Source organism: Sphingopyxis sp. JAI108, assembly GCF_013410105.1.
Lineage (GTDB): Bacteria > Pseudomonadota > Alphaproteobacteria > Sphingomonadales > Sphingomonadaceae > Sphingopyxis > Sphingopyxis chilensis.
This window is the reverse complement of sequence record NZ_JACCCJ010000001.1, coordinates 257866-282747: the sequence shown is the minus strand read 5'-3', so window position 1 is coordinate 282747 and position 24882 is coordinate 257866. Positions and strand designations below refer to the sequence as shown.

At 62.2% G+C, this 24882-nt stretch carries 18 protein-coding genes; 4 read left to right on the top strand and 14 right to left on the bottom strand.

The genetic code is table 11. The features are described from left to right. Positions 1-28: 28 nt before the first annotated feature. On the bottom strand, positions 29-1156 hold the full coding sequence (locus HDC29_RS01355) for a dipeptidase (protein WP_257017990.1): 1128 nt from the start codon (positions 1154-1156) through the stop codon (positions 29-31). Between the two features lie 36 nt (positions 1157-1192). After that, the gene (locus tag HDC29_RS01350; protein WP_257017989.1) at positions 1193-2650 is read right to left on the bottom strand and encodes a M20/M25/M40 family metallo-hydrolase; all 1458 of its coding nucleotides are present in this window, start codon (positions 2648-2650) and stop codon (positions 1193-1195) included. Positions 2651-3011: 361 nt separating this feature from the next. Between HDC29_RS01350 and HDC29_RS01345 the strand changes: the two genes are divergently transcribed. Continuing rightward, positions 3012-3932: a M14 family metallocarboxypeptidase gene (locus HDC29_RS01345; RefSeq protein ID WP_179493670.1), complete on the top strand. Its 921-nt coding sequence runs from the start codon at positions 3012-3014 to the stop codon at positions 3930-3932. A 212-nt stretch (positions 3933-4144) separates the two neighbouring features. On the opposite strand, the gene HDC29_RS01340 is transcribed toward HDC29_RS01345, so the two are convergent. Further along, the gene (locus HDC29_RS01340; RefSeq protein WP_179493669.1) at positions 4145-5854 is read right to left on the bottom strand and encodes a gamma-glutamyltransferase; all 1710 of its coding nucleotides are present in this window, start codon (positions 5852-5854) and stop codon (positions 4145-4147) included. A 21-nt stretch (positions 5855-5875) separates the two neighbouring features. After that, positions 5876-7819, bottom strand: a complete 1944-nt coding sequence (locus HDC29_RS01335; RefSeq protein ID WP_179493668.1) for a S9 family peptidase — start codon at positions 7817-7819, stop codon at positions 5876-5878. Between the two features lie 338 nt (positions 7820-8157). On the opposite strand from HDC29_RS01335, the gene HDC29_RS01330 reads away from it, so the two are divergent. Further along, positions 8158-8775: a TetR/AcrR family transcriptional regulator gene (locus tag HDC29_RS01330; RefSeq protein WP_179493667.1), complete on the top strand. Its 618-nt coding sequence runs from the start codon at positions 8158-8160 to the stop codon at positions 8773-8775. A 73-nt stretch (positions 8776-8848) separates the two neighbouring features. On the opposite strand, the gene HDC29_RS01325 is transcribed toward HDC29_RS01330, so the two are convergent. From HDC29_RS01325 to HDC29_RS01295, 7 genes are read right to left on the bottom strand one after another with little or no spacing between them, the layout of a single operon-like run. Further along, positions 8849-10396, bottom strand: coding sequence for a serine hydrolase (locus tag HDC29_RS01325; protein ID WP_373562740.1), 1548 nt, complete (start codon positions 10394-10396; stop codon positions 8849-8851). Positions 10397-10398: 2 nt separating this feature from the next. After that, positions 10399-12126, bottom strand: a complete 1728-nt coding sequence (locus HDC29_RS01320) for a gamma-glutamyltransferase (RefSeq protein ID WP_179493665.1) — start codon at positions 12124-12126, stop codon at positions 10399-10401. A gap of 29 nt (positions 12127-12155) precedes the next feature. Then, a complete protein-coding gene (purU, locus tag HDC29_RS01315; RefSeq protein ID WP_373562739.1) occupies positions 12156-12998 on the bottom strand; it encodes a formyltetrahydrofolate deformylase in 843 nt (280 codons plus the stop codon). Next, positions 12995-13573, bottom strand: coding sequence for a sarcosine oxidase subunit gamma (locus HDC29_RS01310; RefSeq protein WP_179493664.1), 579 nt, complete (start codon positions 13571-13573; stop codon positions 12995-12997). The genes purU and HDC29_RS01310 overlap by 4 nt, the downstream gene beginning before the upstream one ends. Continuing rightward, positions 13566-16493, bottom strand: coding sequence for a sarcosine oxidase subunit alpha family protein (locus HDC29_RS01305; RefSeq protein WP_179493663.1), 2928 nt, complete (start codon positions 16491-16493; stop codon positions 13566-13568). Before HDC29_RS01305 ends, HDC29_RS01310 begins: the two co-directional genes overlap by 8 nt. Beyond that, a complete protein-coding gene (locus HDC29_RS01300) occupies positions 16490-16813 on the bottom strand; it encodes a sarcosine oxidase subunit delta (protein WP_179493662.1) in 324 nt (107 codons plus the stop codon). Before HDC29_RS01300 ends, HDC29_RS01305 begins: the two co-directional genes overlap by 4 nt. Positions 16814-16826: 13 nt before the next feature. Then, positions 16827-18074 carry a sarcosine oxidase subunit beta family protein gene (locus HDC29_RS01295; protein WP_179493661.1) on the bottom strand — a complete coding sequence of 416 codons (1248 nt, stop codon included), beginning with the start codon at positions 18072-18074 and terminating at the stop codon, positions 16827-16829. 480 nt (positions 18075-18554) lie between these two features. Here HDC29_RS01295 and HDC29_RS01290 point away from each other — a divergent pair, with 480 nt between their 5' ends. Beyond that, positions 18555-19484, top strand: coding sequence for a bifunctional 5,10-methylenetetrahydrofolate dehydrogenase/5,10-methenyltetrahydrofolate cyclohydrolase (locus tag HDC29_RS01290; protein ID WP_179493660.1), 930 nt, complete (start codon positions 18555-18557; stop codon positions 19482-19484). 58 nt (positions 19485-19542) lie between these two features. Here the strand turns inward: HDC29_RS01290 and HDC29_RS01285 are convergent, their stop codons facing one another. From HDC29_RS01285 to HDC29_RS01275, 3 genes are all read right to left on the bottom strand, one after another. Then, entirely contained in the window at positions 19543-19917 is a 375-nt protein-coding gene (locus HDC29_RS01285) for a RidA family protein (protein ID WP_179493659.1), read from the bottom strand. Further along, positions 19914-21203, bottom strand: a complete 1290-nt coding sequence (locus tag HDC29_RS01280) for an FAD-binding oxidoreductase (protein WP_257017986.1) — start codon at positions 21201-21203, stop codon at positions 19914-19916. Before HDC29_RS01280 ends, HDC29_RS01285 begins: the two co-directional genes overlap by 4 nt. A gap of 287 nt (positions 21204-21490) precedes the next feature. Then, entirely contained in the window at positions 21491-23821 is a 2331-nt protein-coding gene (locus HDC29_RS01275) for a TonB-dependent receptor (protein ID WP_179493657.1), read from the bottom strand. Between the two features lie 203 nt (positions 23822-24024). Here HDC29_RS01275 and HDC29_RS01270 point away from each other — a divergent pair, with 203 nt between their 5' ends. Continuing rightward, positions 24025-24633: a TetR/AcrR family transcriptional regulator gene (locus tag HDC29_RS01270; RefSeq protein WP_179493656.1), complete on the top strand. Its 609-nt coding sequence runs from the start codon at positions 24025-24027 to the stop codon at positions 24631-24633. The last annotated feature ends 249 nt before the right edge of the window (positions 24634-24882 follow it).

Here is a 24882-nt window from a genome sequence, read left to right as displayed (position 1 = left end):
GGTCAGCCGCCCGACGTAAACATGCGCTTTAGCCGCCCCATGTCGCGGTCAGCAGCCGTTGGAAATTGCCGCCAAGGATTGCCTTAATATTGTCCGCCGAATATCCCCGGTGCAGCAAAGCCTCGGTAAGGTCATAGATGCGGCGCGGGTGATCGAAGCCGTCGGTGTCGAGCTTGTCGCGCCAGGCGTAACTCGCGCTCAACATCCCCTTCATCGACTTCATCAACTCAGGCGGCATGTCGTCATAGCCATGATTGTCGAGGTCACTGCCGATCCCGACATGATCGATCCCGACCAGCTTCACCACATGGTCGATATGGTCGATGATATTGACCAGCGTGGTCGGTTCCGCCGCGGTCACGAAATTGCGAACGCCGGCGATACCCATGACGCCGCCCTTCGCCGCGAGCGCCTTGATCGCTTCGTCGGTCTTCAGGCGTGGATGGTTGTTGAGCGCGCGGCAGTTGCTGTGGGTGATGGCGATCGGTTTCGGCGACAGCGCGATGGCATCGAGCGTTGTCTTATCGCCGCTGTGCGATACGTCGATGAGCATGCCGACCTTGTTCATCGCCTCGATGATCGACGCGCCATAGTCGCTGATGCCGCCGTCGACGCGTTCGGTCGAGCCCGACCCGATGCGGCTTTGCCAGTTATAGGTCAGTTGCGATACGCGCTGTCCCAGCTTGAAGAAAAATTCGACGTCCTCGACCTTCTGGAAATGGTCCGAATTCTGCATCCCCCAGATGACGGCGACCTTGCCGTCACGCTTGGCGCGGAGGATGTCGGCCACCTTGTCGACACCCGTAAAGACATGGCTGTTGACCTGCACATAATGGCCCCATTGCGCGTAGTAGGAGAGCACTTGGTCGCGCGCTTCGGGGTCTCGGATACCGACGCCCTGGAGTATCGCGTTGACGCCGCTCGTGCGATATTCTTCGGCCAGCTTTTCGGTCATCGGTGCCGGCGCGATATCGGTCTTGATCGGATGCAGCATGTCGATCACCAGCGCCTCGTTCACCAGGTCGACGACACGCTTGGGATATTTCCGCAGAGGATAAGCCGCATTTTCAGCGCGTACCGGACGACTGAGAAACGGCGCTGCCGCTGCGCTCACCAAGGTTGCGGCAAGCACATGCCGACGTGATAGTTCGGACATCATTCCCTCCTCGATCTGTATTTTTTCCAGCGCGCGCTATTTGATCGCCGCGAGCATGTAGAGAAATTCGACATAGCCCATCGTCGCATCGACCAGGCCGGCGACCTTGGGTTTGATCGAATCGATCACATAATATTCGTCGGGCGCATGCGCATTGGCCCCGGTGCCGAGCCCAAAACGGCTGACGGGAACAGAGACCGGCGGCTGCGTGAAGGTGCCCCCCGGCCAGCTACCCGCAAGGCGTACGTTGAGATCGGCCCGCACTCCCAATTTCGTGTAGGTCGCGATTTGGGCCCGGACGAGACGACTGTCCTCGGCGGTCTCGGTCGGGTCATAACCACCGGACACATTCATTTCGACATCGGTGAAGCCATGCCGGTCGAGATGCGCGCGCAGCTTCTTTTCGGCCTCCGCGCGCGTCTGGTTCGGAACAAGGCGAAGATCGAGTTTCGCAACCGCGCGGCCAGGCAGGACGGTTTTGCCGCCGGGGCCGGTATATCCCGCAACGAGGCCCTCGATATTGACGGTCGGTTGCTCCGCAAGGCGAATAGCCGCTTCGTCGAAGGGGAGATCGTCGATCCAATGCGTGACGCCAATCGCGTCCTTCAAATCCGTTTCACTTGTCGGCGTGATCGCGTTGCGGATCATCGCCTTCTCGCGCTCGGTGAGTTTGCGCACATTCTCGAACCAGCCATCGATCGCAGGCGTATTGCCGTCGGGCGTCACCAGCGTTTGCAGCGCCTGGACCAGCCGCCATGCAGGCGAATCGACCATCGCCTTCAGGCTCGAATGCACGTCTTTTGGGGGACCGCGGCCCCATTTTTCGCCGCTCACAACCAGTTCGAGCTCGACGATGCCCTTCGCGCCGAGTTCGATCGTCACCGAGCCATCGTGCCCCTGAAGCGGCGTCGGCATGAAGACGCCTTCGCACGTCTTCAACGCCGCAAGCACTTTGGGCGTGGTGACCAGCTCGCGGAAGTGGGGGGAGCCGATCTCTTCCTCGCCTTCGCATATCAGGACGAGATTCACTGGTAGCTTGCGCCCCGCAGCGCGGATCGCATGGAGCGCGGCGAGGAAGGTTGCCTCGGGGCCCTTGTGATTGCCGGCGCCACGGCCGACCATTGCCGTCCCCAGCCCCTTTTGCTCGACTAGCCTGCCCTCAAGCGGCGGCGAAGACCATTCGGCAGGGTCGAATTGCTTGACGTCGTACATGAAATAGAGGCCGAAGGTGCGCGTCGCCCCGACGTCGATCGTTCCGAACACGCCAGGGTGGCCTCCCGTGGGTACGACCTCGGCATCTGCAAATCCCGCATCGCGCGCGAGCTCCGCAAAAAAGGCCGCGCCCTCGGGCATATTGCGGTTTTCCGCGGCGATCGAGGGAAACGCAATCCATTCGCGCAGGCGCTTGATCGATGCGTCTTTACCCGCCTCTGCCGCCTTGCGGATGTCGCCAAGGCTTCCGGCCTCCGCCAGCAAGGGCAAAGGCTGCAGCATGACCGCACCCGCTCCCGCCATGGCTGACCCGCGTAGCATTTGGCGGCGATCGAGCCGGCCATTGTTAGGATTGTCCATTGTCGCCCCATGCTTGTGTCTTCGGGAAAGGCTCGGTCAGTTGGACATCGAAGGCAACGCGACAATTGCTGGGGGTTAGACTTAGCCTATCTATCCGCGCGGAACGAAAGTTGCGTAAAATCTTTGGGTTACGGGCTTCAAGCCACCGAATTGTTCGACAAGCGGCTCTCCGCATAGCCGCACCAAATATTTGTGGCCGAGCGATGCATTTAGCGTTTAGGTCGCCCAACCATACTGCCCGGGCACGAGAATCGCCCGACATTGAACGATAGTCGAGAATGCGATGAACAAGCCCCACTTCTATCCGGTCGGAACCTTCGGCGAGCCTTGGGGCGAAACCGAAGTCGAGCAATGGCGAAGCCGGCAATCGCGCTTGCGCCGGTACGACCTGGACGTTGTTCCGCGCATCGAGGCGCTCGCTGGGCGCTATGAAAAAATCGTCTATGGCAAACTCGACTATGCGGGTGAGGGCTACAGCTTGCTTGCGCTGCGCGATCGCCGTTTCGACACTGCGCTGCCGACCGCACTGGTCACGGGCGGCGTGCATGGATATGAAACTAGCGGTGTCCTTGGCGCCCTCTCCTTTCTCGAGACGTGCGCCCACGACTATGCCGGCAAGCTCAATTTACTCGTTACACCGTGCGTCAGCCCGTGGGGGTATGAGCGCATCAACCGCTGGAACTATGACGCGGTTGACCCGAACCGGAACTTTCGTCCTGATGGGCCAGCACGCGAAGCTACCGCGCTGATCGAACTCGTCCGGTCGGTGCAAGGCGACTTTCTGATCCACATCGATCTTCACGAGACAACCGATAGCGATGCTGACGAATTTGGTCCGGCGCGGGCAGCGCGCGACGGCAAGGACTATGCGCTCGAGGTCATTCCCGATGGCTTTTATCTCGTCGACGACAGCGAAAATCCGCAACCCGCGTTTCAGAGATCGATCATCGCCGCGGTCGAACAGGTAACGCATATCGCTCCCGCGGACGCAAAGGGCGAAATTATCGGATCGACCGCTGTGGCCCATGGCGTGATCGAGTATCCGCTGCGGGCGCTCGCGCTGTGCCCCTCCATTACGGGCGCGCGTTACACAACGACCACCGAGGTCTACCCCGACAGCCCCCGCACCACGCCGGAACAATGCATTCTGGCGCAGGTGACAGCCGTTCGCGCCGCGCTGGATTTCGCAATCAAGCATTCGTGATGACGCGCCTGTCGATGCGAAATTAGCTCTTCCCACCGGAAGCCGACATTCGTTTGCTCCCTCCGTCGTTGCCTCCAATTCGCGATCCGGGCGAGCGGTGAGCTAGGGGACGCCGCACGTAATCGAGTTCCAAATTAGGAGCCTTGCACGATGTTTGCCCTTGGCGGCCATGACTGTCGCGAACTGATTGTCGGACTCCGGACGAGGGGCCGTCAGATCGCCGTTGCCCGGCCATTCGTATAACTGGGCGAGATCGCGGTCAGTTCACCCGTATCGGGATCGCGTCGTACCGCGACCCACAGGCCTTGCGCAAATCGCGCATCGGCCGGAGCGATGGATTTGATCTCGAGACCGGTGGCCGCCAATACGTCATCCGGAAACTCGCCTTCGACCACACGGAGGAGCAGCTCGCGCTGGCTCCCATCAGGCGAAATCGGCAACAACAGGCGCGGCGCGTTGGCCGCCTCTTCGATGGCCATGCCGAAATCGATCACGTTGAGCAGCGACTGGGTCGTCTGATAATGAAGTCCGACCCCCATCGACGACCAGGCGAAATCGGCCTTTCCGTCCTTGAGCACGATCCCGACCTCGATCGGGTTCGGCAATTGAGCGCCGGGCAGGGTCGCGGCCACCATTGACTGCATATAGGCAGCGGGATCTCCGACCGAGACACCGTCGACGACAATCGCGGTCTGGCCCCAGATCAGACAATTGATCGAATGGCAGAGCGCCGCCATATTCCCGTCCGCATCGACAGCGACCACCACGTCTGAATGGGTTCCTTTTGGGACGAGGCGGATCGGCGCCTGATCCTCGAGGCGCGCCCAGAGTTCTGCGGCATGTTCGCGCGTTAGCCGCGCCGAACGGCGCATATCGATGCCCGGGAACGCCTTTCGGTGTTCTTCCTCGCTTTCGTAGCGCATGCCGCCCATCGCGGCGCAGCATTTGGCGAGCCGCACCAGGCTCTCGCCCGACATCGACCAATGGCCGAGATCCCTGATTCCGGCCTCCTCGGCGAGATGGAGCGATTCGATCAGATTGACCGAGCCTTCGCAGGGTTCGCCGAGAACAGCGATCACATACTCCTCGCGCCCGATCGTTGCCGGGGTCGACCAGATCGGGCGATAGTCGGCGAGATCCGACATCGCCATCTTTCCGCCGTCGCGTTGAACAGCCGCGACGCAGCGCGCCGCCCAGGTGCCCTTATACATATAATCGGCCCCTTCGCTCGCGACCCGGCGCAGCGTCTCGGCGAGAGCAGGCTGACGAAAGTGATCGCCTTCGACATAGGGCGTGCCGTCGTCCTTGAAGAAGATCGAACGGGTTTCGGGGAGGCGTGCGAGGTCGGATTTGCGCAGGTCGATGTAGCGCGCCAGGCTGGCGGAGACTTCGAACCCCTCTTCGGCGAGTTCGATCGCAGCGTCGAATAGCTGGGCGAACTGCAACTTTCCAAAGCGCCGATGCGCCGCCTCGAGACCGCGCATAAAGCCGCCAACCATGGCAGTGCGTCCCGAAGGTTCGCCTTCGAGCATCATGTTCGCGACGCCGTCTGCCGCGGGGTTCAGTTTCCCGGGGATCGAGAGAGGGTCATCTTCGGCTATAATCGTGTTCCAGCCAGCGTTGAGCGAGGTCACCTCGCCGCTGGCCGCATCATAATGCATCAGAGCCAATATGCCGAAAAAGCTGATCACGGCGCCGCCACCCAGGACAATCTGGGCAAGTGCTGCGCTCATCACGGCATCCACCGCCGAGCCGCCCTGGCGCAGTGCTTCTTCGCCTACCCGTGCAGCGAGCCCGTTCAGCGCGGTCGATACGGCACCGCCATGTCCCCGCGCAGGCGGATTGCCCGGAAGCTGGGATTGCTGAATTTTCCAGTATTTTTCGCGATCCGCGTCGGGCCAAGCCGAGGGGCCGAGAGTCATGGGAGGTCCTTTCTTGATCGGCTAGTGCGCAATGTGGCGTTGCAACCAGTCAACGATGCGCGCGGCGGAATCGAGGTAGGCGGGATAGCCGCGAAGGCTATGTCCATCCTCGGGATAGATGGCGAGCGCGGTCTCGACACCCGCCTCGGCCAGCGCGCCGAAAAGCTCGCTGGCCTGCCCCGTCGGCGTATTCTTATCGCGCCCGCCGGCAAGGACGAGGGTTGGCGTCGAGGCGTTATGGGCGAAGAATATTGGGCTACGGTCGAAATATTGACCGCCCGGCCGTCGCGGCGAGCCGTCGAGAAAAGCCTCGTCGAACCATGGAATTTGCGATGCGAAATGCTGGCTGTACCAGTTCGCCACCGGCGAGATGGGTACCGCCGCGGCAAAACGGCTCGTCTGCGTCACAAGCCATGATGTCATGAATCCGCCATAACTCGTGCCCGACACCCCAATTCGGGCCGGATCGACGATTCCTGCGGCGACGAGGCTGTCGATGCCCGTGAGATAATCGTGCACGTCCTCGCCCCCCATGTCGTGCAACACCTGCCGGGCGAACACCTGGCCGCGCCCGCCCGAGCCGCGCGGATTGGGCAGCAGCAGCGCATAGCCCTTGGCCACGAGCACCGGCCCGGCGCGCAATACCGACGCATAACGGTTGCGGTGCGCCCATACGGGACCGCCATGAATGTCCACAAACAGCGGGAGGTTCGATGCTTCGCCATCGGGAAGCACCAGCCATCCGCCGATCTCGAGACCATCGCGGCCACGCCATCGGTGGTAGCGCATCGTTCCCGGAATCGATGGCGCGTGCGGCGGGGCGAAGTCGGCCAGTTCCTCGGCCTGGCCGTCCGAAAGGCGCACGATCGCAGGTGGGACGGCATAGCTTTCGACGATGGCAAATGCCGTGCCATCGTTCGCGGGGACGGCTGCCGGATACCATCCGCTTATGGTCATCGATGCCGAGGCCCAGATCTCGCGGACTGCACCGGTCGCCACATTGACCTCGCCGACGACGGTCCGCTCGTTTTCGAGGCCTGCGAAAAGAAGTGTCGAGCCATCGCGCCAGCGAATATCGGTTACCTCGACGCCACCAAGGTCGAGCAATTTGTGGTCATCGGATGCGCCAACCACGACCGTGCCGCACACGAGGCCGCGATCGCTGCAAAACGCCTCGATCGCGCTCCAATAGCACCCATCTGGCGAACCGCACGGAACTCCGATCTGTTCCGCAGGCGAATATCGCGACCGCTCAGCGCCCGATACGGCATCGAGAATGCGCAATGTGGCAGTGTACCAGCTTCCTTCGCCGTGATGATCGCTGGCAACTACAGCAATCGAATCGTCACCGATCCAGGCGGCTTCCCAGATGTTTGCCGGAGGCTCCGTCACGGCTTCGAGCCCCGATGAACCGTCCGACCAGCGGTACAGCCGCCGCCAGAGATTTTCGGCGTTCGAGGCAGCCACTTCCGGAAGCCAGCTTTCTGCGGTCGCCTCGCGCAACGCAAAGCCGCCTTCGGCGCCCGATACGTCAGCCCCAGCGTCGGCCGCCTGGATAAGCAGTGTCTTGCCATTGGGGGACCAGAGCATGGCTTCGACCCGCACATCGAGCGCGATGCGGACCTGCTCTTCGTCTTGGGGAGACAGGATGACCAGTTGCTCGCGGCCCCGCTCGTCGGGCGCGACATAGGCGGCGCTCCCATCGGAGGAATTACGATAGAGGCGGCCGGCGGCAAGCCGATGAACCGCGCCATCGGCAAGGTCGAGCCGACAGATCATGCTCGTAGGCCCCTCGCTCAGCGCGCCTTCGAAACTCTGCCCCGCGAAAAACAGATTTTTCCCGTCGGCCGCCGGATCGAGATCCTGCGCAGTCCAGATATGACCGGTGCCCGGCTGGAAGAGGCCGCTGTAAAACGCCTCGACATCGCTTGCCGCGCGGCTGCCTCTGATATCCTTGTCGATCAATTTGGCCTCCCGATTCGAACTCAATATCTCGCGACCTCATCATATTCAATGCAGAATTGTATGTTATACATCCCGTGCGATATTCGGACATCTGCGGCTGTGAAATCGCCATTTCAAAAGCGGCATCTCGGTAATCTGAGGAATTCTATTAGATGCAGATGTGCACTTAAAACTCAGTGCGCGGAAAATCGCTGGTTGGCTAGCCCCCAGCATCGCCAACAAAGCGCGCTTACAATATGCATGGATGCATGCCAGATTTGTATCTTGGTGAAAATGTGACATGAGCGCCTGCAGCGAGCTTCCGCGCTCGCGCAGCAAAAGCAGGAATCCAAAGAGATATGGTAGGACGCACCCCGAAAAATACTGTCCAGGACTGGATCGAGGCCGCGCGCCGGACACTTGTCGCCGAGGGAATCGCAGGACTGAAAGTCGACCGCCTCGCCAACCGCCTCGGCGTGACGCGCGGCGGCTTCTATCATCATTTCAAGGATCGCGACGAGTTCTTCGACCAGGTCATCCGCCATTGGGAGGAAAGTTGCCGCTTCCTGCCCGAGGAGGCGCCGCCGAACAAGCCCGCGGAAGCCATCGACTGGTTCGACCGTGTGATCGCTCGCCTTATCGAATCCGATGGTTATGACTATCATTTCGATCTTGCGGTCCGCGAATGGGCGCGTGCCGATAAGCGCGCTGAATGGGCCGTCGAGCGCTCAGACCGCGAACGGCTCGACACCATGAAAAAATTCTTCGAAGCGATTGGATATGATAGCGAGCACGCGGCGATCCGGGCGCGCGTCTTCTATTATCACCAGATCGGCTATTACGCGATCGGGGTAAGCGAGAGCATTCCCGAGCGACGGAAAAACGCGCAATTATATCTCGACATATTGTGCGGCGAGGAGGCGGTCGCTGCGGCGCGTGCCAGCGCGCGCAAAATTAACAAGGTCCGCGCGGCCTGATCTCAGGTGGCGCGCAATGGAGCAAATCGCGCGGCCACCGCCAGAATCAGTCCCGCCGCTCAGCCGCCACCCGTCAGCTCTTGTCCTTCACGGGCTTCAAATCGAGGTCCTGATAATCCCAGCTGAAGTCGGCGATCGGGCTCACGGCCTTCATCGTCGCGCCGGCGACTGCGCCATCGGCGTCGAGCGCGAAGCTGACATGAGCGGGCTCGATCGCCGGATCGTCGAATTCGGTGACGAAGCTGTCATAATGCCAATGCTTGAGCCGTCCGGCCATGCGCGGGGTCGAGGTGAAGTCGATCGTCAGTCCCTTCGCGCCCTCGGCTATCACCACATCGCCGTACCACGGGTCCCGATAGCGCCCGGCATAGCCGACGGGATTCAGCGACGGACCGACCTTTGCCGGCGAAGCCTTCGCCTGCCTTAGGGATTCCACGCCGCCGGCGAGCCGCGCCTGGTACCAATCCTCCCATTTGGTCGCCCAATCGAAATCAGGCTGATCCAGATAATGGTCGAGCAACTCGTGGGTCAGGCCCAGGAGCAGCCCGCTGTCCTCGCTGTTCATCATGATCGCAAAGCCGACATTCCCGCCGGGGATCAACACGACGCGGGCGATCGATCCGAAAACGCCGCCGCCGTGTTGGATGATGCGGTGACCGCGATAGTCCTGCACCTGCCAGCCAAGCGCATAAGCCTGCTGCGTCGGCTGCGCGGGTTTCAGCGCCTCGGGCAGCGGCGCGATGGGCATCGGCATGACCGGCGTCCACATCTGCTTCGCCTGCTCCTCGCTGAACAAACGCCCGCCGCCCGGCAGCGCACCGTGCGCGAGCTGGATCTTGAGCCAGGCCGCCATGTCGTCGGCGCTGAGCGCGAGACCGCCCGCGGGCGCAATATTCCGTCCGAACGCGTCGCGTTCATCGAGCAGCTGTTGCGGACCGAGGCCGCGCAGCGCACCCGACACGCGCGCGTGCGGCCAGCTTCGGTTCGCGATACGGAAGCGTTCCTCGTCGTCGCTCGCCGCATTATTCATGCCGCCCGCGCGCAACACGCGCGCGCGGATGAATTCCTCCCATGTCTGGCCAGAAACTTCTTCGATCAGCTGCCCCGCGACAGCGTAAAGGATATTGTCATAGGCATAGGCCGAGCGAAAACTCGTCTTCGGTCTAAGGTGAGCGACGCGCTCGACGGTCTGCTTGCGCGTCAGCTGGCTACGCGGAATGAACAACAGGTCGCCCTGCCCCGTCCCCAGCCCGCTTCTGTGGACAAGCAGGTCGCGGATCGTAATTTCGCGCGTGACCCACGGATCATGCATGCGGAACCAGGGCATATGCTCGATGACGGGGTCATCCCAGCCGATTTCGCCTTCGTCGACGAGCACCGCGAGCGCCGCGGCGGTCATCGCCTTGCCGGTCGACCCGGTCTGGAAGATGGTCTGCGCATCGATCGGTGCGGGGTCGCCGAGCTTGCGTACGCCCCAGCCGCGCGACAGCGTCGTCTTGCCGTCCTCGACGATCGCGATCGATACGCCGGGCGCTCCAAATGTATTGCGCAGCGCTTCGACCCTTTCGCCGATACCGGCAGGGGGTCCGGCTCTAACCGGTACGGAAGCGGCGCGGCCCACGATCAATCCGAAGTTCGGCCGAAGACATCGCCATGTTCGTTGAAACCGTCCGCAACCGCGCAGCGGCGCGGATCGGCGAGCGCGGTCAGCGTGTCCGACGTTTCGCGCGCGATGACCGAGAAGCTGCCCATGTGATAATCATAGCCGGGCAGCGCTCCGACGCGGACGCCAAGCTTGTTCAGATCCTCGACCACCCCTTTGTCGAGCCGGTCTTCGACCGCGATCATCTGCCCCTCACTCATCGGCATCATGCGCGGCGCATCAATCGCGGCATAGGGGTCGAGTTTGAAGTCGAGCAGATAGGCCAGGACCTGCGGCAGCGTGCAGTGAATATTCCCTGGCGAACCCGCCGAGAAGACAGGCTTGCCATCCTTCAGCACGAGCGTGTTACCGATGATGCATCGCGCCTTGGCGCCTTCGACGAGCAGCGCATCCATCGAGCTTTGGAGCGCACCGAAAGTGGCGTGGCTGCCTACCATCGGGATTCCGCCCACAACTTGACCCGGAATGCCCGAGCCTTGCAGGGTATCCATGAACTGGCACCAATTACCCTCGGAATCGACGACGGCGATCTCGCAGCTGCCACTCGGTTGCCGGTCAAAATGTTCGACGAGGCGGGGCTTGCCGGCGGGGCCAGCGAATGCAGGACGCCCGCCGTCGGCATTCGGGCCATCGCCCGAAAGCCGGATATGTCCTGACATATCGACTTTTGGCCGCGATCCGCGGATCAGCTTCGCGAGATGCTTGTGATAATCATCATCGAGCACCTCGGCGCGCGGCACGTCATAAACATGGTCGTCGCGAGCATATTCCCAATGCCGCTGTCCCTGACGCAGCGCATGACCCATCGCCCAGATATGCTCGGCCGATCCAGGCGCCATGTCCCGGATTCCCAGATGCTTGAGCACGCCCAGCGCCACGCTCGAAAAGAATCCCTGGGCCTGCGGCGGGCCGAGGAAGATAATTTCAAATTCGTGGTACTTGAAGCGCAGCGGCTCGACCCAGCGCGGGGGCGTCTCCGTCATATGGCCGAGCGTTACCTCCCAGCCGAGTTCGTTACCCTTGGCGACGAATTTTTCGGCCCATGGGCCGGTAATCATATAGTCGGGACCGTGGTCGCGGACGCCGCGAAGGGTGCTGGCCATGCCCGGCGGCGTGAAGATATCTCCAACGTTCGGGAAATAACCTGCCGGCTGATAGAAATCACGTCCCTCGGGGAAGTAGGTGATAAATTTCTCGCCAAAGACATTCATCCCATATTCGAAGGTCGACACCTCATGCCCGGTCTCGGCCCAGCGTATGCCGTCGGCGCAGAGCTCGGCCCAATCCTTCGTCGCGAACTGCGCGTGAATCGCCTTGAGCCCCGGCATGAAGCCCGGGATGATCGCGGACGGGGGCATATGAGCATAAGGCCCCATGCCGGGAGGCACCGGCCGGAACGGGGGCAGGCCCGAGGGGTGACCGCCGAGGCTGTCGAGCTGGTGAACCTTGCCGGTCTTCGCTTCATAATAGAGCATCGTGACGAGGCCGGCATGATTGGTCATGAAGGGTTCGACCGCCGCCTGCACCATCGCACCCGCGATCACCGCGTCGGCGGCGTTCCCGCCGCCCGCGAGAATATTCACCATTGTCTCGGTGACGATGGCGCTGTCGGACGTCACCGCTGCCTTCAGCCCCGTTACCGGCTCCTTCGGTCCCGGGTTCACGATATAGTTCGAACGGTTGGCCATGAGCCTCTCCTTGATGCCGGGTATCGGCTTCAGAGCACGACAGTCTTGCTGCCATTCTCGAAAATGCGGTGCTCGGCGTACCAGCGCACCGCGCGCGACAGCACCGATGCCTCGATCTCGCGGCCGATCGCGACCATTTCATCCGCTGTCGTCCGGTGACTGACGCGGCGCACATCCTGTTCGATGATCGGTCCCTCATCGAGGTCAGCGGTCACGAAATGCGCGGTCGCGCCGATGATCTTGACGCCGCGTGTGTGCGCCTGATGATAGGGTTTGGCGCCCTTGAAGCTCGGCAGGAAGCTGTGGTGGATATTGATGCAGCGTCCGGCGAGCGCTTCCGAGAAGCCGTCCGACAGGATCTGCATGTAGCGCGCGAGCACGGTGAGCTCGGCGCCGCTTTCGGCGATGATCGACAGGAAGCGCGCTTCCTGCAGCTCCTTGCCATCGCTCATCGGCAGATGATGGTAGGCAAGGCCATGCCATTCGGCGGTCTTGCGCATCGTTTCATGGTTCGAGACCACACCAACGATGTCGATCGGCAGCTGCCCGATCTCCTTTTTGTGGATGATGTCGACCAGGCAATGACCGAATTTGGAGACCGCCAGCAGAACCGGCGTGCGGCGCGCGAGGTCGTGCAATTCCCATTGGAGCGCGAGCCCGGTCGCGACAGGCTCGACCACCGCCGCAAGGTCGTCGCGGGCGATTGGACTGGTCAGCGCCATGCGCAGGAAGAAATGGCCGGTGTCCGTGTCGCCATAGACCTCGGCCTCGCGAATGTCGCAGCCATGAGCGAGCAATGTCGGCGCGACGGCCGCCATGATCCCCGGCTTGTCCGGTGCACGGAATTTCAGAACCAGGTTGGACGTTGTCACGCCATCACTCCCGAAATGGTTGCGCCGAGCATCCGCTCGGCGTAGCCGGCCATCGATTGATCAAAGATCAACCGGTAGGCGGGCTCGCCATCGCGGTCGGGCCGGCGGCTGATGAAAACGGTGGTTGAGGAAAACACGGAGCGGCGGGCGGTGCCGACCGGCATCGCATAGGAACCAAGGTCGAGCGGACAGTGCGCCGAAAGCACCGAGCGCGCCGCACGGCCGCTGACCTCGAATATGACACGCCCGTGGGTGAGATCGGTCATCAGTCCGTTGGCGCCCGCCATGTCGGCGCAGCGGCGCCGTATGAGTTCAACCGCGGCTTCGGGCCCGGTCATCAGCCATTCGCCCGGCGCCAGCCAGGAGCAGGCGACCGGCGCGATTTCGATTTCCTCGAGCGGCGACGGCGGCGCGACCCCAAGCGCCGTCACGAACCAAGCATCGGGATGCTTCGCGTTGATCCGGAGCTTCGCAATGCCGAGGCCGACTTCGGCCACGGCACGGACGCCGCCTCCTTCCGCCTCGAATTTCGGTGCGGCGTCGCGCGCGAGCAAATGACCAGCTGAATCAGCCATCGAGCCGTTCTCCTTCAGGATCATAGAAGCGCGGATCGACGATGCGCGCGGGCCGGCCTTTGCCAATGTTCCAAACCTGTACCGTCTCGCCAAAACGCATGGTGCCGCGCTCGACGAGCGCCATGGCGATCGGACGCCCGAGCGTTGGCGAGTGGATCGACGATGTTACCCACCCCTGCGTCCGCCCCGGAGCCGTTACATCCTCGGCAAGGACATGGGCGCCGATTTCGAACGCGCCGCCCGAATCCAGCGTTTCAAGTCCGACGAATTGCCGCCGGTCCGCGCGCAGACCCTCGGGCGTCATCGTCGAGCGGCGGCCGATGAAATCATCCGGCTTTTTCGTCACCACCGCGCCGAAGCCGACATCTTGCGGCATGGTCGTTCCATCGGTGTCCGAGCCGACATGAAGAAAGCCCTTCTCGATACGAAGTGCCATCAGCGCCTCGACGCCGAAAGGGGTAATGCCGTGCTGCGCACCGACACTCATCATGGCGTCCCACAATGCGCGACCGAAACCCCATGGCACGGAAACTTCATAGGAAAGCTCGCCCGAAAAGCTGACGCGCTGGATGCGCGCCCGAACGCCGCCGACGAGCCCCTCTCGATAGGTCATGTGCGGGAAGGCCTTCCGCGACAGGTCGATATTCGTGCCGACGCCGTCCATTACCTCGCGCGCCTTTGGTCCCGCAACGTTGATCACGGCCCAGGCGGTGGTCACATTCTCGACGAGGACCTTAAGGTCGGTCCATTCGCACTGGAGCCATTCCTCCAATATGTCGGCAATGGCCGCCGCATGGCCGCTTGTGGTGCCAACAAGATAATGATCCTCGGCGATCTTCGCGAAAACGCCGTCGTCATAGACGATGCCATGCTCGCTCAGCATCAACCCATAGCGGCAGCGCCCGACCTTCAGGTTGCGGACCCCGTTCACATAGACGCGCTGGAGGAATTCGGCGGCGTCTGGCCCCTTCACCTCGATTTTGCCGAGCGGCGAAGCATCGAACAGTCCGACTTGAGCTCGAACTGCAAGGACTTCACGCGCGATGGCGGCATGCTCATCTTCACCCGCGCGCGGGAAATAGGCAGCGCGCAGCCATGAGCCGTAATTTTCCATCTTGCCGTCCGCGGCCAGCGCCGACGCATGCGCTGCGGCATGCGCCATCGGCATCAGATTTTCGCCGACCGCTGGCCCTGCGAAGCCGCCGATCGAGACCGGATCGAAGGGCGGACGGAACTTGGTCGTGCCAATCGCCTCCGGGGGCTTGCCAAGCAGGTTCGACAGGAGATGGATGCCGGTGACATTCGACGTCTTGCCTTGGTCGGACGCCATGCCGAGCGTCGTGTAACGCTTCAGATGCTCGACCGAACGGAAATTCTCGCGCGCGGCGAGTTGGACGTCGCCCGCGGTGACATCGTTCTGAAAATCGACCCACGCGGACCCCGCGCGCCCGTCGCCATCGGCGAAATGAAGTGTCGGCCCGACCGGGACCGGACGCGGCGGCCGAATCTCGTCGCCCTGCCCCGCCGCGCGTCCGCTCGAAATGGCGGCGTCGAGATCGAACTGCCCGGCCGCGGCGCCGACATTCACCGATCGCTGCGCTGATCTGCCGGGCAGGAACGCCTGAAGCGCGGGATCGAAAGTGAGCGAGCCGCCTGACTGGGAATGGAGGTGCACGGCCGGATTCCAGCCATTGGACATCAGGACTGTATCGCATGCGATCGCCTTGAGGGGAGCGCCGTCACCGACGCGCCCGGCAACCAGCGCCCTCACGCGCCGCCTGCCCTTTGCCTTCACCGGCGCCGCTTCCATCAGCGTTGCGATTCCGCGCCGCGTAGCTTCGGTCGCGACTTCTCCCGGAGCGGTACGGGAATCGACGATTGCGGCGATCTCGACCCCGGCGTCGTGCAACGCGAACGCGGCCTGGTAAGCACTGTCGTTGTTCGTCGCGACGACGACGCGGGCCCCCGGCGCCGTTCCATAGCGCAGGGCGTAGGTCTGCGCTGCCGATGCCAGCATGACCCCGGGCAGATCGTTGCCGGCGAAGGCTATCGGCCGCTCGAAAGCGCCGGTTGCAAGAATGACCCGCTTGGCACGGACTTTCCAAAGCCGCTGGCGCGGCCCACGCCGACCGCCAGGCGGAAGATGATCGGTGACGCGCTCGCAAAGCCCGACGAGTTCATGATCATAAAAGCCGAACGCCATCGTCCGGTTCATGATCGTCACATTTGGCGAACCCCTTAGCGAGACCAGCATCGCATCGCGCCAGGCAAGGGGTTCCAGTCCTTCTGGCTTTCGGGTCTCCGCGAGGAGACCGCCCCCCAGTTCGGCGTCAGCTTCGACGAGCAGCACCTGCTCACCATCCGTTGCCGCAGCAGCGGCGGCGGCCAGACCGGCCGCGCCCGATCCGACGACCAGCAGATCGCAATGCGCATAGCGGTGTTCATAAGTGTCGGGGTCGGCCCGCCGAGGCGCCGCGCCAAGACCGGCCGCGTTCCGGATCGACGACTCGAACAGATGCCAGTTCGGCCACATGAACGTCTTGTAATAGAAGGCAGCGGGGATGAAGCGCTTGAACAGCCCGGTCACCGCCATCAGATCGAAATCGGCACTTGGCCTTGCGTTCACCGGATTGGCGACAAGCCCCTCGTACAGCTCGACCTGGGTCGCCTTCACGTTCGGCACCGTCTCCGCCCCCGCTTCCAGCTGAACGATCGCATTCGGTTCCTCGAGACCGGCGGCGATCAGACCGCGTGGGCGGTGGTATTTGAAACTCCGTCCGACGATCGAGACGCCATTACCGAGAAGCGCGGCTGCGAGCGTCTCGCCCGCAAAGCCCTGAAGCCGCTTGCCGGCCCAAGTGAAGGAAATCGGCTGGCCGCGGTCGACGCGGCCGGAATGACCCAGACGAAAGCCGCTCATGCCGCGCCCGCCTTTCCGGTCGCCGACACTTGTACGGCGAGAGCATCGTCAGGCGGGCAGCTATCGGCCATCGCGTAGACCGCGCGGATCCGGTGGGTCACCGTATCGCGTGCGACGTTGAACCAGCGACGGCAACCGGCCGCGTGGAACCAGCGCTCACGGTGCTCGCCCTTAGGGTTTTCGCGGTAGAAGAGATAATCCGCCCATGCCGTATCCGACACCCTGTCATGCGGCCCGGGACGCTGGATATGGCCCTCGCCGCCGCAACGAAACTCGATCTCCGCGCACGGGCCGCAGTGGGGGCATTCGATGAGCAACATGATCGGTATCCCCTTAATGCGCAATGCCGGAGGCCGAGGCCTCGTCGATCATCGCGCCGGTTTCGAAGCGCTCGAGCCCGAAGGCACGCGCCAGCGGGTGCGACCGGCCGGTCGCCATCACATGCGCAAGACACCATCCACCAGCGGGTATCGCCTTGAAGCCGCCGGTTCCCCAGCCGCCGTTGATATAGAGGCCGCGGATAGGGGTCGGGCCAATGATCGGGGTCGAGTCATGAACGACGTCGACGATCCCCGCCCATTGGCGCAGGAAGCGCATGCGCGAGAATTGCGGGAATAGATCGATCACGCCTGCTGCGGCGCGCTCCATCCAAGGCAGGTTGCCGCGCTGCGCATAGGAGAGATAAAGGTCGAGCCCGGCGCCGACAACGAGTTCGCCCTTGTCCGACTGGCTGATATAGGTCCCCGTCGCGGGCGAGAGGATGACGGTATCGAGACAGGGCTTCACCGGTTCCGATACGAAGGCTTGCAGCGCGTAGGAGCTGATAGGAAGCCGCAATCCGGCCTTGGCGCCGAGCACCGAACTATGCCCCGCTACGGCCATGCCGATCCGGTCCGACCGGATCGGCCCATGACTGGTTTCGACGCCGCGAACCCGGCCGCTCTCGATGAGGAAGCCCTGCACTTCGCAGTTCTGGATAATATCGACGCCCAGGGCCGATGCCGCGCGCGCATAGCCCCATGCGACCGCATCGTGACGCGCCGACCCGCCGCGGGGCTGATTGACCCCCCCAAGGATCGGAAAGCGAGGGTTCGGATTGAGCCCCGAGATATGGGCATAAACGCTGGGCGCATCGTGAAATTCGGCATCAATGCCGTTAAGCAGCATCGCGTTCGCCGACCGCCGCGCCATTTCGACGCCGTGACGGTCATGCGCGAGCATCCACATCCCGCGCTGCGAGAACATGATGTTGTAATTGAGCTCGTCGGCCAGCTTTTCATAAAGCTGGACCGAAAATTCGTAGAAGGCGGCCGATTCTGGGTAGAAATAGTTTGACCGGATGATCGTCGTGTTGCGGCCGGTGTTGCCACCACCGATCCAGCCGCGCTCGATGAGCGCGATTTTTGTGAAGCCGTGGTTTTTCGCGAGATAATAAGCGGTCGCCAGGCCGTGCCCACCGCCGCCGATTACGACCGCGTCATAACGCGCCTTCGGCGCTGGATCACGCCACGCCGGCTCCCAGCCACGCTGGCCGTTCAGTCCTTCGCGCAAAAGCGACAGCGCGGAATAGCGTTTGGTCAAGCTTCACCTCGTCTCTTGCGCTTTAGATGCACAGATGTATTTTTAAAGGCAATAGCGAATTTGATCCCGATCCACAATGGCAAGCGATCGATAAGGATTTAGTTTCGGCCAAAGCGGTATAAACTACCGAAATCAAAGCGGAACCTTGGCTCCCACAAAGCCGCTCAAACATGTAATGGCCAGGCAATGCGGTGCGCAATTTGCATCAGTCGGCCGCATCGACGATTTGCACGGGCCATTCCGACCTAAGGCTTCGCAAGCTCTCGGCGGCAGGCCAGGAGCATGCATAGCCGGCCCCAGGAACGTCAATTTCTGCCAGTATAAATAGCAATTGTCAGGCGCCTGGCGGCTAGGCCCACGCGGCAGCACCCGTCGAGACCCGCGACCATTTTCACCGCCAAGGCATCTTTTATTTAATTCATAAGTGTATATATGGACGGCGCCGCGCCCGTCATGCCGGCGAACCGAGGTTGTGGGATCATGGTAGCGCGCATCATCAACGGAAAGCAGCGGGCAGCCAGCTTGCGCCAAGAGATCGCGATTGGCGTCGAGCATTTGCGCGCCCAGCGTGGAATCACGCCGAAGCTGGTGGCGATCCTGGTGGGCGACGATCCAGCCAGCGCCCTTTATGTGCGCCGCAAGGGCGAGCAAGCCGCGAGCGTCGGAATGCATTCCGAAAGCCACCAGCTTGGCTCCGATATCTCGCAGGCGAGGTTGCTCGCCCTGATCGAAACGCTCAATCGCGACGAAGCAGTCCACGGCATCCTGGTGCAGCTTCCTCTGCCGCCCCACATCGACAAGGCGGCTGTTCTGCGGTCCATCGATCCCGCGAAAGATATCGATGGCTTTCATCCCGTGAACGTCGGCATGCTCGCGAGCGACAGTGAAGCCGCGAGTGACCGGATCGTCCCCTGTACGCCGATGGGTTGCATGATGCTGCTGGCCGATGAAATCGCATCGCTCGAGGGCCTCGCGGCCGTCGTCGTCGGTTGCTCGAACATCGTCGGCCGGCCGATGGCGCAGCTGCTCCTCCAAGCGCGCTGCACCGTTTCGATCGCGCATATCCATACCCGCAATCTTCCCGACCTGATCGCACGCGCCGACATTCTGGTGAGCGCCGCCGGCGCACCCGGACTTATCAGGGGCTCGTGGATCAAGCCTGGAAGCGTCGTGATCGATGTCGGCATCAACCGCGTGCCCGGCGAAGCAGGCCAAGGCGCGCGAATCGTGGGCGACGTATGTTTCGAAGAAGCCCGGATGCGTGCCTCGGCGATCACGCCGGTACCCGGCGGGGTAGGCCCCATGACGATTGCCTGCCTGCTTGAAAACACCCTGCGCGCCGCAATTGCGCAAACCGCGCTGCAAGGGTCAGCGCGCTTTCGCAGCGCCCGATCCAGCGATCCTGCCTAGGCGCCGTCATTGGCCGACTGCAAGGAGGGCCGCCATTTGCTGACCTTGCATGTCCTTGCTAAGCCTGCCCGGTCCAGCAGGTCACCTCGATCTCCACGTCGACATCGTTCGACAGGCGGGCCTCGACCGTGCTGCGAACCGGCAAGGCGTTACCGAAATATTCTTCGTAAACGCCGTTGAATTCCGCCATCAGTCCGATGTCGGAAAGCCAGCAGGTGCATCGCACCACCGCTTCGAGACCGACGCCGAACTCGGAAAGGCTGGCCCGGATGGCCTCGATCACATTGCGCGTCTGATCCTGGATGCTCCCCCTGAGTGGTGTCAGGTCGGCGTTTTTCGGCGTCTGACCCGACAGAAACAGGAAACCGCCGACGACGACCGCTTTCGAAAGGGGCGCGCGCAGGGGAGATGGGAAACGCTGGATATCAGTCATATTATGTCCTCGAATTGTGGGCCCCGAGAGAAACGCTCGAGGCTGAATGGAGCAGGGTCGATGCCTGGCCGGCGATTGAGCATGAGGTCGGCGAGAAGCTTGGCCGAACTCGCCGCGAATGTCAGTCCGACGTGCTGATGGCCGAAGGAATAGAAAAGGCCCGTCCTGCCCCGAACTTCTCCGATCGCAGGAAGGGCGTCCGGAAAGGACGGCCTGACCCCCATCCAGCGGGTGGCTCCCTCGCGGCTCAATCCCGGCAGATATCTTCGAGCGAGTTGGAACAGATTATCAGCCCGCTTCGGGTTCATCGGGGCGTCCGCATGGGCGAACTCAACGGTGCCGGCGAGCCGCAGACCGTCGATCATCGGCGTCGCAGCGAAAAATGGCTCCGCCATCACGCAGGGTCGCGAAAGCTCGACACCCGCCTCGGGAAGCATCAGATGATATCCCCGCTCCGACGCCAGGGGAATTGTCATGCCAAAAGGTGTGAGAAGCTCATCGGACCAACGTCCGGCGGCGACCACGACCTGGGGCGCTTCGAAGTCTCCGCTCGATGTCTGAACCCGCCACGAGCCATTGCTCGGGGCGACCTTGTTGGCCCTGGCAATCACCAGTCGGCCACCATTGGCTACGAGATAGGCCGCGAAGCGAAGCCCGAGCGCCCCAGGGCTGATGCAGCGACCATTGTCGGGCAGGTAAATGGCACCGGCGATCTCATCGCTCAACGCGGGTTCGAGTTCGCGTGCCTCCGCTCGATCGATACGGAATGCCTCGATCCCATTCTCACGCCAGCTGGGGATCGCTCGAGACTTCTGGTCGAGCGTGACCGCCGTCCTGCAGACGACGAGGCTCCCGCGAACGTCGACCAGATCATCGGCTGCCGCGGCGGACAGAAGAGGCGCGTAACTGGAAATCGCATCGCGGCTCAAGCTCGCCAAGGCTGCGATAATTTGTTCCATTCGCTTCGGGCGTGTCGCCGCAATCAGCCGCAACCCCCATGGTACGAGGTCCGGCAAATAGGCCGGGCGGATTGTAAGCGGGCTGGCTGGGTCCAGGAGGTATTTCGGGAGTCGCCACAAGTCGCTTCGCGACACGGGAGGAAATATGCTTCCTCGACTGAGAAACCCGGCATTTCCGTATGACGCCCCGCTTGCCGGCCCGACCGCGTCAACCAGGCAGACGCGCTTGCCCTCAAGCTGCAGGCGTACAGCCAGCGTCAGTCCCACTATTCCAGCGCCGACAATGATAACGTCGCTTGCCTGACTTGGTTCGGAAAGGGCTTTCATTGCGGAGACAGGGTGCCGTTGGTTCGTGTTGGGTTTATCATCTGGGCCGCCATTAAACTGGGGGGTGGGGCCGAGACCGGCTCAGTCGAATTGGCCAGCACGCCATGTTGGAACCGGTATCGCAATCCGGGTGGGTCGCGATGGCGAGCAGTGCTTGAACGGCGCGGACGAAGCGCCAGCCCATTCACCGCCAACAAAACGATCAAAGTGCAGGCAGGCGTCGCGCTTATGGCTCCGTCGGCGAGCGCCGGACCCGATTGAACGCGATCGACCTGCCTGCCCCGGGATCAAAATTCCGCACTCGCCGCGAGTATGAAGGTGCGCGGCCTGATTATGGTCGCATTCGACGGCAAGGTCGCACCGGTAGTCAGCGAGTTGATCACGCCATTGCGATCGAAGATGTTCTCGGCGCGAAACTGCAGATGAAAGTTGCCGTGCCGGAGACCGGCCCTCAGATCAACGGTTGTGATCGACGGCAGGCGCACATTGACGTCTGGACGGGACCCCGGATAGGCGGTGAACTTCTTCGATTCATACCGAAGCGTAGCACCGAATTCGGCTTCGAGGTCTGCTGCCAGCGGAACACGCTGATCTGCGACGAGCGAGGCGGTCCATTTCGGATTGAGAGGCAGCGGGTCGCCCGCCCTTGCACCGACCGAAGCGGTTGCCTGCGGGCTGATCCGCGTAATCCGCGCGTCGGCGTAGCCGACGCTGCCTCGCAAGGTCAGGTTTTCGGTTGGCAACAACGACACGCTCGCCTCCGCCCCGTCGACTTCGGCTTTGCCAGCGTTAGCACCCAGGACCAGCCCGTTGTACACGCCGGTGAGTTGCACATCCTTCCAGTCGATATGGTAGATCGACGCATCGAAATTCAGCTTGCCGCCGAATGCGCTGCCTTTGAGGCCCGCTTCGTAATTCCATACCGTGTCGGGGCGGATGCTCGTCTGGGCGTCCGGCGGCGGATTGGGATTGTTCTGAGCGATCCCGGGACGAAAGCCGCTGGCGGCACGAATGAATGCGCTGATCCTGCTTGTCGGCCGCCACCGAAGCGTCGCGAGATAAGTCACGACATTGTCAGTATGATCGGTCACCCTCGGCGGAAGCGAGGGAGCGCCATAGAGCAATCCGCCGGATATCGACGCATTGTAGTTTTCGATGTGCGAATAGCGCAGGCCGCCCGTCACGTCCAAGTCGTCGGTAAAGTAGAAGGTGGCGTTGCCGAAAGCCGCGACCTCGTCGTACTTTCCGACGACGTCCGATCTCAGCAACAGGAAGGCGTCGCCGGCCACCGGCGTCATGGTCGCCGCGTCATAGGCATTGACGCGGACGGTGCCGTCCTTGTCTTCGCGCGTTGCAAATGCGCCGGCCAGAAATTCGATCCGGCCGAGCCGGTTGGATACAAAACGCACCTCGCCGGTCGTTTTTCCGATATCGATGTGGGTCGGAAGTGCCAGTCCGGTTCCGGCGGGGTAGTTGAACAAGGGCAACAGGCTTGCAAACGGTCCGTTTGTGTCGCGATCAAAGTAGCTCAGGCTTTGGTTGTAGCTGCCGGTCGCGGTCAGCGTTCCGATCCCCAGGTCGTAATCTATGGTCACCGCGACCGTCTTGTATTTCACCTCGGACCCGGCGTCGAAGAACATGTTATACTGCCGGGGGCCATAGATGGGATCGATCGTGCCATTGGCATTCGCCTGATAGGCATAGCCGTCAGCGCTGATCCGCTGGATCTGCCCGGTCACGTCGACCGAGAGATTGTCGGTAGGCGTCCAGCGCAGCGCGATGCGGGCGCCCACGCTTTCCCCGTCATTTACGTTCTTATTATTTGTACCGACATTGTCGGTGAAACCGGGAACCTTGCGGTAGAAACCGGATACGCGCGCCGCAAGTCGATCGACAACGATGGGAATGTTGAGCGTGGCTCGCGCCATATAGCCGCTGCCGCCGCCATCGATGGCCGTCGCCTCGACTCGGGCATTGCCGGAGAAGCGGGAGGCATCGGCCTTCTTCGAGATGATCCGCACGACGCCGCCCAGATTGGATGCACCGTACAGCGTACCCTGCGGCCCCTTCAGCACCTCGATACTTTCGATGTCTGCCAGTTCCGGCTGCGGCGCAACATAGGAATTGCTGCCGAACGGGATCTCGTCAAAATAGACCACCGATGTCGCGGATTGCGAACCCGAGCCCGTCGACAGGCCGCGAATGATCACGGTGCCGACCCCTGGATTGCCCTGATCGCGGACGAGCAAGCCCGGTGTCAGCGTCGCGTAATCGCGGATCGTGTTCGCACCTTGCTGCTCCAGGAAGTCGCTGCTCAGCACCGTAATCGCCGATGGCACGTCACGCAGCTTCTGCGTGCGCTTGCTCGCTGTCACGACAATATCGGCGCTCCCGCTATCGGCCGCTAGCAATTGCGGATCATCTTCGCCCGCCTGGGGCGTTCCGCCGTCCTGAGCAGTCGCGCCTTGCGCATCGCCTGCTTCGGCCGCGTCGGCGCCAAGCTGGGCGTCGAGGGCGGCTTCCGACCCGCCGCCGGCGTCTCGAGCTTGAGCGGGGGTAGCAAATGCCAGGAGGCACGCTCCGCAGGCCAGAGTGGTAGTGAGCGTCCTTATGGTCATTTTCAACCCCCTTGTGTCGAAGATTTAGAACCCGATGAGCCAAACTGTCCTTAAAGTTTCACAAAACGTAGGTTCGTTTTTTATCTTTGGCAAGCGACTTTCACACACATCTGTATTTTTGGTGAAATCATGGCTTTTTGGTATCGACCCGAGCGCCCAACTCGTTGCATAAGCTCCTTTTGCAGTCGCTCAGGGAGAAGGGCATGCCGAAGCGCGATGCCGCCTATATGGCCGGTCAGAGAGATCTGATCGCGCGAGCGGCATTTGAATGCCTGATCGACAAGGGCGTGGCCGATACGTCGATTCGCGACATTTGCGCCAAGGCGGGGGTAAGTATCGGTGCTTTCTATACCCATTTCTCGGACAGGCAGCAGGCCATTTTTGCCGCTTGCGAAGACGATCTAGGGTCGATCGTTGGTTGGGAGCCCTCGTCCAGCTGGCACGAGTATAGCAATGCATTCGCAAGGGCATGGAAAGAGCTCGCCGAGGCGGGTTCGCGTGCGAGGAAGCGCCTGCGCCTGAGCTTTCAGTTCGTGGGCGAACTGGCCCTATACGAAGGCGAAGTTCCGGACCTCGCGGAAGTGAATGCCAAGCATTTTGGAGGCATGCGCGAGAGCCTCGAAAAGATCCGAGCGAAAGGCGAGATAGACCTGCCACTGGGCTTGGAGCGTACCGTCCAGCTTCACGCGCGGCTTTACCATGGGTCCGCGCATGTCCTGATGCTTCGTTCCGATCGCGATGAGAGCGCTCTCCTGGCCGATTTGCTCGCCGGCCTTGCCATCGTTGCGGGATATAAAGCAAGCAACCCTTAGTTCCATCGGCGAGCACTGGGTCAGGATGCCCAGGAGCGTCGCGCCGCGCCCATTTCTGCCGGCGGCCCATGTTATCGGGTGCACTTCCGGTAGCGACTGCGACAAACTGCCCACGCGAATCCTGCCAGGTCGAGCGCCGATCGGCGCTGCTTTTGACGCGGACCGAGAACGATGCCCGGGTTCATAGTTCCGACATCGAACGCAGCAGCACTTGCATTTCCGGGGTCAGCGCATCGCGGCGGGCGGCCC

Coding starts and splice junctions, on each gene's coding strand:
- HDC29_RS01290 (WP_179493660.1), top strand. CDS start 18,555: ATGGTAGCGCGCATCATCAACGGAAAGCAGCGGGCAGCCAGCTTGCGC.
- HDC29_RS01270 (WP_179493656.1), top strand. CDS start 24,025: ATGCCGAAGCGCGATGCCGCCTATATGGCCGGTCAGAGAGATCTGATC.
- HDC29_RS01305 (WP_179493663.1), bottom strand. CDS start 16,493: ATGAGCGGCTTTCGTCTGGGTCATTCCGGCCGCGTCGACCGCGGCCAG.
- HDC29_RS01340 (WP_179493669.1), bottom strand. CDS start 5,854: ATGACTCTCGGCCCCTCGGCTTGGCCCGACGCGGATCGCGAAAAATAC.
- HDC29_RS01300 (WP_179493662.1), bottom strand. CDS start 16,813: ATGTTGCTCATCGAATGCCCCCACTGCGGCCCGTGCGCGGAGATCGAG.
- HDC29_RS01280 (WP_257017986.1), bottom strand. CDS start 21,203: ATGAAAGCCCTTTCCGAACCAAGTCAGGCAAGCGACGTTATCATTGTC.
- HDC29_RS01345 (WP_179493670.1), top strand. CDS start 3,012: ATGAACAAGCCCCACTTCTATCCGGTCGGAACCTTCGGCGAGCCTTGG.
- HDC29_RS01285 (WP_179493659.1), bottom strand. CDS start 19,917: ATGACTGATATCCAGCGTTTCCCATCTCCCCTGCGCGCGCCCCTTTCG.
- HDC29_RS01355 (WP_257017990.1), bottom strand. CDS start 1,156: ATGTCCGAACTATCACGTCGGCATGTGCTTGCCGCAACCTTGGTGAGC.
- HDC29_RS01310 (WP_179493664.1), bottom strand. CDS start 13,573: ATGGCTGATTCAGCTGGTCATTTGCTCGCGCGCGACGCCGCACCGAAA.
- HDC29_RS01320 (WP_179493665.1), bottom strand. CDS start 12,126: ATGGCCAACCGTTCGAACTATATCGTGAACCCGGGACCGAAGGAGCCG.
- HDC29_RS01330 (WP_179493667.1), top strand. CDS start 8,158: ATGGTAGGACGCACCCCGAAAAATACTGTCCAGGACTGGATCGAGGCC.
- HDC29_RS01350 (WP_257017989.1), bottom strand. CDS start 2,650: ATGCTGCAGCCTTTGCCCTTGCTGGCGGAGGCCGGAAGCCTTGGCGAC.
- HDC29_RS01275 (WP_179493657.1), bottom strand. CDS start 23,821: ATGACCATAAGGACGCTCACTACCACTCTGGCCTGCGGAGCGTGCCTC.